Source organism: Gemmobacter aquatilis (assembly GCF_900110025.1).
GTDB lineage: Bacteria > Pseudomonadota > Alphaproteobacteria > Rhodobacterales > Rhodobacteraceae > Gemmobacter > Gemmobacter aquatilis.
In genome coordinates this window covers 1-6,912 of the sequence record NZ_FOCE01000028.1, presented here as the reverse complement: position 1 = coordinate 6,912, position 6,912 = coordinate 1, and the positions used below count along the sequence as shown (strand labels likewise).

The 6,912-nt window shown below is 60.2% G+C and carries 12 protein-coding genes; 11 read left to right on the top strand and 1 reads right to left on the bottom strand.

The genetic code is table 11. From position 1 onward, the window contains the following. Nucleotides 1–163: 163 nt before the first annotated feature. The 6 genes from BMX43_RS19340 (at nucleotide 164) to BMX43_RS19320 (ending at nucleotide 3,509) form a co-directional block, all read left to right on the top strand. On the top strand, nucleotides 164–490 hold the full coding sequence (locus BMX43_RS19340; protein WP_091303889.1) for a gene transfer agent family protein: 327 nt from the start codon (nucleotides 164–166) through the stop codon (nucleotides 488–490). Continuing rightward, nucleotides 487–1,986: a phage major capsid protein gene (locus BMX43_RS19335; RefSeq protein WP_091303888.1), complete on the top strand. Its 1,500-nt coding sequence runs from the start codon at nucleotides 487–489 to the stop codon at nucleotides 1,984–1,986. Before BMX43_RS19340 ends, BMX43_RS19335 begins: the two co-directional genes overlap by 4 nt. A 68-nt stretch (nucleotides 1,987–2,054) precedes the next feature. Beyond that, on the top strand, nucleotides 2,055–2,231 hold the full coding sequence (locus tag BMX43_RS19965) for a hypothetical protein (RefSeq protein ID WP_175482207.1): 177 nt from the start codon (nucleotides 2,055–2,057) through the stop codon (nucleotides 2,229–2,231). Between the two features lie 3 nt (nucleotides 2,232–2,234). Beyond that, complete coding sequence (locus tag BMX43_RS19330; protein WP_091303887.1) at nucleotides 2,235–2,840, top strand: hypothetical protein; 606 nt, start codon at nucleotides 2,235–2,237, stop codon at nucleotides 2,838–2,840. Nucleotide 2,841: 1 nt separating this feature from the next. Beyond that, on the top strand, nucleotides 2,842–3,183 hold the full coding sequence (locus tag BMX43_RS19325) for an HNH endonuclease (RefSeq protein WP_091303885.1): 342 nt from the start codon (nucleotides 2,842–2,844) through the stop codon (nucleotides 3,181–3,183). After that, nucleotides 3,180–3,509, top strand: a complete 330-nt coding sequence (locus BMX43_RS19320; protein ID WP_091303884.1) for a hypothetical protein — start codon at nucleotides 3,180–3,182, stop codon at nucleotides 3,507–3,509. Before BMX43_RS19325 ends, BMX43_RS19320 begins: the two co-directional genes overlap by 4 nt. 5 nt (nucleotides 3,510–3,514) lie before the next feature. On the opposite strand, the gene BMX43_RS19635 is transcribed toward BMX43_RS19320, so the two are convergent. Continuing rightward, nucleotides 3,515–4,951, bottom strand: coding sequence for a hypothetical protein (locus BMX43_RS19635; protein WP_139201650.1), 1,437 nt, complete (start codon nucleotides 4,949–4,951; stop codon nucleotides 3,515–3,517). Between the two features lie 265 nt (nucleotides 4,952–5,216). Between BMX43_RS19635 and BMX43_RS19315 the strand changes: the two genes are divergently transcribed. From BMX43_RS19315 to BMX43_RS19295, 5 genes are all read left to right on the top strand, one after another. Then, the gene (locus BMX43_RS19315) at nucleotides 5,217–5,519 is read left to right on the top strand and encodes a head-tail connector protein (protein WP_091303883.1); all 303 of its coding nucleotides are present in this window, start codon (nucleotides 5,217–5,219) and stop codon (nucleotides 5,517–5,519) included. After that, nucleotides 5,519–5,974 carry an HK97-gp10 family putative phage morphogenesis protein gene (locus tag BMX43_RS19310; RefSeq protein WP_091303881.1) on the top strand — a complete coding sequence of 152 codons (456 nt, stop codon included), beginning with the start codon at nucleotides 5,519–5,521 and terminating at the stop codon, nucleotides 5,972–5,974. The genes BMX43_RS19315 and BMX43_RS19310 overlap by 1 nt, the downstream gene beginning before the upstream one ends. Beyond that, a complete protein-coding gene (locus BMX43_RS19305) occupies nucleotides 5,971–6,390 on the top strand; it encodes a DUF3168 domain-containing protein (protein ID WP_091303877.1) in 420 nt (139 codons plus the stop codon). Before BMX43_RS19310 ends, BMX43_RS19305 begins: the two co-directional genes overlap by 4 nt. After that, entirely contained in the window at nucleotides 6,390–6,701 is a 312-nt protein-coding gene (locus BMX43_RS19300; RefSeq protein WP_245749547.1) for a head-tail adaptor protein, read from the top strand. The genes BMX43_RS19305 and BMX43_RS19300 overlap by 1 nt, the downstream gene beginning before the upstream one ends. Then, a partial coding sequence (locus BMX43_RS19295; RefSeq protein WP_175482206.1) for a P27 family phage terminase small subunit occupies nucleotides 6,698–6,912 on the top strand: 215 nt, incomplete at its 3' end. The genes BMX43_RS19300 and BMX43_RS19295, both read left to right, overlap by 4 nt.

Genomic DNA, 6,912 nt, shown 5'->3' with positions numbered 1-6,912 from the left:
GCCGCCCGTGCCACCGCCTACAGCCAATACCGGGCCATGGGCGCCATGGCGGCAAACGAGGTGCGCGCAGGCCTGAACCTGCCGCCGCTGCCCGGCGGCGATGTGCTGGAAAACCCCTTCACGACAACTGGCGCTGCGCCTGCGCCGACCAAGGAACCCCAAGATGACTGACCTTATCACCCATCGCGCGTTCTTCGGCGACGGGGAACACGCCTTCACCCTGACAGACCCCATGCTGATGGAACTGGAAAAGCTGACCGGCCTTGGCGCCGGGGCGCTGTTCTTCCAGATGCTCGCCCTGGGCTATCCTGCCGAATACCTGCGCGAGATCATCCGCCTTGGCCTGATCGGCGGCGGCATGGCACCGGAACAGGCGAAGCGCCTGTGCGATACCTACGCGGTGAACCGCCCGCTGGCCGAGGTGCTGGGGCTGGCATGGGAAATCATGTCTGCCCGGTGGAACGGCAAGGCGGAACAGGGGGCGGCATGACCGATCGGCTTGAGATCAAGGCCGCGCTGTCGGTATCGGATGCGGGCGAGATCACCGGCCTTGCTTGGCCGTTCGGCACCCCTGACCGCGTGGGCGATGTGATCGAGAAAGGCGCCTTCACTGGCCCGGACACGCTGCCCATGCTGTTCGCCCACGATCAGGCGCAGGTGATCGGGATCTGGGATCAGATCGCCGAAACCCCCGAAGGCCTGACCGTAAAGGGCCGTCTTCTGGTGGAGGATGTGGAACGCGCCCGCGAGGTGCGCGCCATGGTGAAGGCGGGCGCGGTGTCGGGCCTGTCTATCGGCTTCGTCACCAAACAGGCGAAGCGCCACCCGCAGGGCCGCACGATCAGCGCCCTTGCCTTGCATGAAATCAGCATTGTTGCCGTCCCGGCCCATCCGGGCGCGCAGATTACCTCTGTCAAATCCGTAACGAGTGAGAATCCGACCATGGAAAACGAAGAAACCCAAACCCCGGCCAATGCGCCGCAGATCGACATGAAGGCCTTCGAGGCTGTTGCGCAGCGTCTGGACAAGCTGGAAGCGAAGGGCAACCGGCTGGGTGCCCCCGCCATTGTGCAGGGCGAACCCGACAAGAAGGCCTTTGTCAGCTTCCTGCAAACGGGCCAGATCGACCAGAAGGCACTGACCCTTGCCGCTGACGCGCCCGGCTATGTGCTGGCCCCTGAAGAAGTCTCGGGTGAGTTCATCCGCAACCTTGTGGAGTTCAGCCCGATCCGCAGCATTGCCGATGTGCGCGCCACCGCCAGCCATACCGTTTTGCTGCCGAAGCGAACCGGCATCACGAATGCCGTCTGGGTGGGCGAGACGGCCACCCGCACCGCCTCTGAACCGACCTTCGGCCAGATGCAGGTGGATGTGAAGGAACTTGCAACCTTCGTGGACCTGTCGTTGCGGATGCTGGAAGATTCGGGCAATGCAGAGGCCGAGGTGCGCTTGGCACTGGCCGAAGACTTCGGCGCCAAGGAAGCCACCGCCTTCGTGAACGGCAGCACCGCCGAGGCACCGCAGGGCTTCATGGTGGCCGCCGGTATCGCCGAGACGAACAACGGCCATGCCACCACGCTTTCGGCGGACGCACTGGTGCGGCTGCTTTATGCGATGCCCGCGACCTATCGCAACCGGGGCGCATGGGTGATGAACGGCACCACGCTTGCGGTGATCCGCACCCTGAAAGACGGCAATGGGAACTATCTGTGGCAGCCCTCCTATCAGGCAGGCCAGCCCGAAACCATTCTGGGCCGCCCGGTGGTGGAAGCGCTGGACATGCCGAACATCGCCAGCGGGGCCACGCCGATCATCTTCGGTGACTTCAAGGCCGGATACCGCATCTATGATCGCGTGGCGCTGGACATTCTGCCCGACCTGCTGACGCAGCGCACCAGCGGCCTTGCCCGCTTCCACGCCCGCCGCCGCGTCGGGGCCGGGGTGGTGCGAACGGATGTGTTCCGCAAGCTGAAGATGGTCGCCTGATCCCAAGAGACACTTTGCCCGGCCAGCACTAAAGGCCGGGTATAGCACTAACAAAAGGAACCCCTGCTATGACCAACGAACAGTCGCCCCGCCAGCATGTGATTGCACAGATTGAGGCCCTGACCGCCGAAGGCGCGAAGGGCGAAGAAATCCTGCGCATGATCGAAAGCCATGTGTTCGCCTATTCGGACAAAGAAAAGAAGCTGGCCTTCGTTCGCACCAGCTTCGGCTTTATCGACGCCTGATCCATGTCTGTCGCGCTGCAACCCGCCGCCGAAATCCCCCTGCGCTGCGGTGAATATACCGTGACGCTGCGGGCCAGTCTGCGGGCGGCTGTGGCGCTTGAAGCCCTGCCGGGCGGTATCGCTTCCCTTTGGGATGGTGTCGCCCGGCAGACCCTTACTGCCCTTTATGCCGTGATCCGCGCCGCAGCCACCGACAAGGCCGAGGCCGACCGGCTGCTGACCCATGCCGCCCGTGTTCCGCTGGTGCAGTTCCTTGGTCCTGCACAAGCGGCCAGTCTCGCCCTGCTGTCGGTGGTTCTGGATACCGCGCAGGGCGAGGCCAGCGCCCCCACCGGCCCGCGTATTCCGCTGCGCCAGTTCCTGACCGATCTGTTCAGCCTTGCGACAAGCTGGCTGCACTGGCCCCCGTCCGAGGTCTGGAACGCCAGCTTGGCCGAGATCGCCGCCGCACTGGACGCGCAGGCCGACCGCGAGTTGCGCCTTGCCGGGATCACCCCCGAGACCCGCAGCGATAAGACCGAACAGCGGCAAGCCAATATCGCCGCCGGTCTGGACCCTGATTTTGACCTTGCCGCTTTCGAGGCGCTGCAAGCCCGCCTCGGGGTGTGACATGCCGAACCCGCCCCGCCTGTGTTCCTGTGGCAAGATCGTGCCCGCAGGCCGCCCCTGCGCCTGTCAGATCGCCAGCACCCGTGCCCGAGGCCGTCGCCATGATGCGACCCGCCCGAACAGCCGCCAGCGCGGCTATACGCGCCAATGGGAAAAGGCCCGTGCCGAGTTCCTGCACCTGCACCCGACCTGCGCCCTATGTGGCGCTGCGGCGGTGGTGGTGGATCACATCACCCCGCACCGGGGCGATACCGCGCTGTTTTGGAACTGGAACAACTGGCAGGCCCTGTGCGGGCATTGCCACAATAGCGTCAAGCAACGCGCAGAACGGGCGGCAGCATGACCGCCAGCCCGGAACAGAGCCTCTGGCAAGATGTGCTGATGCGCGCGATCACCGATGCCCGGCTGCAACCGCCGCGCAAGCCACTGGGCGAGAACGCCGTGTCCGAAGCCCTTGACGCCCGCCGCTACCTGACCACGCCAAGCGCAGACCTTGCCATGGTCTGCATGTTCGCCGGTGTGGACATGGAAGCGCTGGTGGACCGGATGCGGGTGCAGGTGGCGAAGGCGCCGAAGATAAGTGAATCTATTGGATCACAAGCTCCTGTTTTTATGCGGGAACTGGAAATTAAGGGATTATTGCCGTCAGTTGTTTGGTCAGGCGGATAGTGTCATTATTCCGTGGGTGCTTCTATCTCTATTCCGAATCGATCTTTGATTTTGTCACGGAATGTCTGCTCACGCCTTGCCTTGGTAAATAGCGCCCATGTTAGAAGGTTTCCTTCGGTGAGTCCTTCATCAATAGCTAGGTCGATCAGCCTTGGCAGATCATCATGCTGCCCCCTTACGCAGTGAAGAGCAAGATTGAATATTGGCCCAACTATAGACCAATCCCGCTTGGCGAGAATTTTCTCAACTCTTTTTGCGGTATCGTCAGGGCTAATATCGTTGTCAAGATACACGGATAGCGCTAAATTTATGATTGAGTATGCCTTGTGCTTCTCATTTGCGGGGCTTTTTTCATTGAGAATAAATTCACTGATTCGACCGGAGATTTTTGTATAACCAGCAACCAGAAAGTCATGGGCAGCATCAACTAATGTGGAGACCGATTGCTCGCAATGCTCTGGCTCAAGATGCTGCCAGACGATGTGCAAAGTAAAGAATCCCATTTGAAAGACGCGCGCTAAAGATCGACGTAGATACCGCAAGCTTATACTTAGTTCCGACCCAATTTCAGGAATTTCTGATGCAGGGTATCCAAGTTCCTTGAGTTTGGACGTATAAGACCTGTTTACGCGGCCATTTCCGTGTGTAATCACATTCCGGCGTTCACATATTTCCCCAAACTCTCTTAGGCTTTTGGGGTCTGGAAGGTTGAGTTTTAGCCTACCGAAAATAAACTTGACCTGCTCAATATGGCTATCACGCTGAAGGCTTTCAATCCGGTCCTCAATTACAACTTCGCGCAGTTGGTTTAAGTCCGTCCCCCTAATAACTTCATATACAGATATTTTTGAATCCGCTGAGATAAACGCTTCTGGTCTCTTTGCAATTGCTAGCCTTAGAAGGTCGGCGATAAATGCCTCATACTCGGCCAGTATGGCTAAGAGTTGCCCTCTTGCGAAAGATTTCTCTGCCCTCTTATACTGATTAAGCTGCGATATTCTGCGATTCAGTTCAAACGTAAATCTCTGATCAATTTCATATGTAATTTCTTGAGATTCCGCATCTTGACTAATTATCTTTTCGGAAACTGCTGCGTTTCTCTCCACAAAGGCGACAACATCTTCTTCAACTTGGGTCTGGTGAATGTGATGAGCCACATGACCATAAAGAGGAAATGCCTCTATAAATCCTAGGCAAGACTGCATCCAGTTGTAAGATAAAGTATGGAAAGGATTGCGGCCTTGACTTGAATGCTGCGGTGATTTTATTTTACGATTAACTTTTATGGATTGAACAACGCCGCTGTGCCTAGAAATTTTTACTTTATGAATCCTCCTAGAAAGATCATCAGTTTCCAATTCCGCATTTAAGACTTCTGCCTCAGGGAGAACTTCCGGTGAATTTTCGTGGTTCGGATTTACGTGAAGCGGATCATCGTTCATGCGCTTAAGGCCTCTTTTCACTGCAATGGAGCTACGCTAGTCATCCTTCGATTGTATCGCAAGACTAACTGAAGCGCTTACAGACAAACTACTGAGACTAGCAGCGCTAAAGAGTTTCGAGTCCGGGGGCACCTCTCAACCTCACCCCCTCTCAGGGAACCGGCGTGTGGTCCTGCGCGCAAGATACGCTGGAATATAACTTTTCCTGATGAATCCTGCGTGTTATATCATAAAAAGTGATTAGTGCTTGTTGTGAGTAACCCGAATGCCGCTTTCCCCCGCCCTTGTCCGGGCGCATCTGAACTTGGACGACGACCGCGACGCCGATCTGCTGATCCATTACGCCAATGTGGCCGAGGCATGGGTGCAGGCCTATACCGGCCTGCCCTTTGATGCAGCGAACGCGCTGATGGCGCAGGCGGCGCTGCTGATGGTCGCACACCAGTATGAGGCGCGCGAGGCTGTCACCTTTGCCAGCGCTTACCAGCTTCCGTTCGGGGTGCATGATCTGCTGTCGCCCCTCAAGACCCGCGTCACCGGCTATCAGCCCGAACCCGAGGCTGCATAATGGGCCGCTATGTGAAGGGTTCCGAAGCGCTGACCCGGCGCATGAAGGCGATGCCGCAAGCGGTGCTGGAAGCGCTGAACCCGGCGCTTGCCAGATCGGCGCAAGAGATCGCCGCCGACGCGCGTTCTCTGGCCGAAACATCCCGCAGCACGGGCGCCCTGATCGCCTCTATCGACGCGACTGCACCGGGCGAGACAACCCCGGCCTATGCGTCAGACGGCGGGCGCCGCACGGCAGGGGACGGGGAGGCCTTCGTCACCGCAGGCGAACCCGGCGCCCGTCATGGGCATCTGGTGGAGTTCGGCACCGACGCCCGCCAGCACAAGGACGGCACCAGCACCGGCACCATGGCGGCGGAGCCCTTCCTGCTGCCCGCGTGGCGGCTGAACATGAACCGCGTGAAGGCGCGGCTGCGCCGGGTGATCCGCGCCGAAGTGCGAAAGGCCGCGAAATGATCGAACCGGGCTTTGCGCTGCAAGCGCTGATCGGGGATCGGCTGGCGGCTGATCCTGACATTACCGCGCTGGTGAACCCGTTGAACATCCGCGCCGGGATGATCCGGCCTGACCAGATGCCTGCCATAGTGCTGGCGCCTGCGCGGGTGCGGTTCCTGGGCCATGCTGCGGGCGGGCAGATCATGGCCGAGGTGCGGCTGTTGCTGCATGTCTGGGCGGTGGAGGATGGTGCGAAGGCGCAGGCGGTGGCCGGAGCGGTGATGCGGGCCATGATGGATGCACCCGAGGCCGAGGGCTTCGACATTGACGCATGGGCGCGGCCTGAACTGGTGTGGATGCGTGACCCCGACCCGGTGCGGGCGCATACGCAAGGGGTGATCGCCCTGACTGCGGTTCTGCGGTGGAGGGCGGCGTGATGCAAAGCGGAAAGCTGCAACACCGGATTGAATTGCAAAGGCAGACAGAATCCCTTGGGCCGGGGCGGGTGCCGGTGCAGACATGGGCCACCTATGCCAGCGGCAAGGCCGATCTGCGCCAAGCGGGCGTGTCAGAGTTCCTGACAACCTATGGTGAAGGCGTCACGAACAACGCCGTGTTCCTGCTGCGCTGGCTGCCGGGCGTGTCCGTCGCTGACCGGGTGCTGCATGGCGGCAAGGTCTGGAACATCGTCGCCATTGCCGTGATCGGGCGCCGGAAGGGCTTGGAACTGCGGGTGGTGGCGGCATGAGCAAGCACCTTCGCGGGGTAAAGCCCAAGATCACCGCCGATCAGGAACCCTTGGCGCGGGTGCCCAAGGCGCCTGCTTACTTCGGCGCCCATGCGCGGGCGGAATGGAAGCGGGTTCTGCCGGTGCTGGTGGCCCGGCGGGTGATCTGTGCCGCCGATCTGGCGCAGGTGGAGACCTATTGCTGCATGGCCGGGCTGGTGCGCCAGATCGA

Excerpts from the sequence above, each read along its gene's own strand:
- BMX43_RS19325 (WP_091303885.1), top strand. The coding sequence starts at position 2,842 with ATGCCGAACCCGCCCCGCCTGTGTTCCTGTGGCAAGATCGTGCCCGCA.
- BMX43_RS19335 (WP_091303888.1), top strand. The coding sequence starts at position 487 with ATGACCGATCGGCTTGAGATCAAGGCCGCGCTGTCGGTATCGGATGCG.
- BMX43_RS19305 (WP_091303877.1), top strand. The coding sequence starts at position 5,971 with ATGATCGAACCGGGCTTTGCGCTGCAAGCGCTGATCGGGGATCGGCTG.
- BMX43_RS19330 (WP_091303887.1), top strand. The coding sequence starts at position 2,235 with ATGTCTGTCGCGCTGCAACCCGCCGCCGAAATCCCCCTGCGCTGCGGT.
- BMX43_RS19310 (WP_091303881.1), top strand. The coding sequence starts at position 5,519 with ATGGGCCGCTATGTGAAGGGTTCCGAAGCGCTGACCCGGCGCATGAAG.
- BMX43_RS19300 (WP_245749547.1), top strand. The coding sequence starts at position 6,390 with ATGCAAAGCGGAAAGCTGCAACACCGGATTGAATTGCAAAGGCAGACA.
- BMX43_RS19320 (WP_091303884.1), top strand. The coding sequence starts at position 3,180 with ATGACCGCCAGCCCGGAACAGAGCCTCTGGCAAGATGTGCTGATGCGC.
- BMX43_RS19315 (WP_091303883.1), top strand. The coding sequence starts at position 5,217 with ATGCCGCTTTCCCCCGCCCTTGTCCGGGCGCATCTGAACTTGGACGAC.
- BMX43_RS19340 (WP_091303889.1), top strand. The coding sequence starts at position 164 with ATGACTGACCTTATCACCCATCGCGCGTTCTTCGGCGACGGGGAACAC.
- BMX43_RS19965 (WP_175482207.1), top strand. The coding sequence starts at position 2,055 with ATGACCAACGAACAGTCGCCCCGCCAGCATGTGATTGCACAGATTGAG.
- BMX43_RS19635 (WP_139201650.1), bottom strand. The coding sequence starts at position 4,951 with ATGAACGATGATCCGCTTCACGTAAATCCGAACCACGAAAATTCACCG.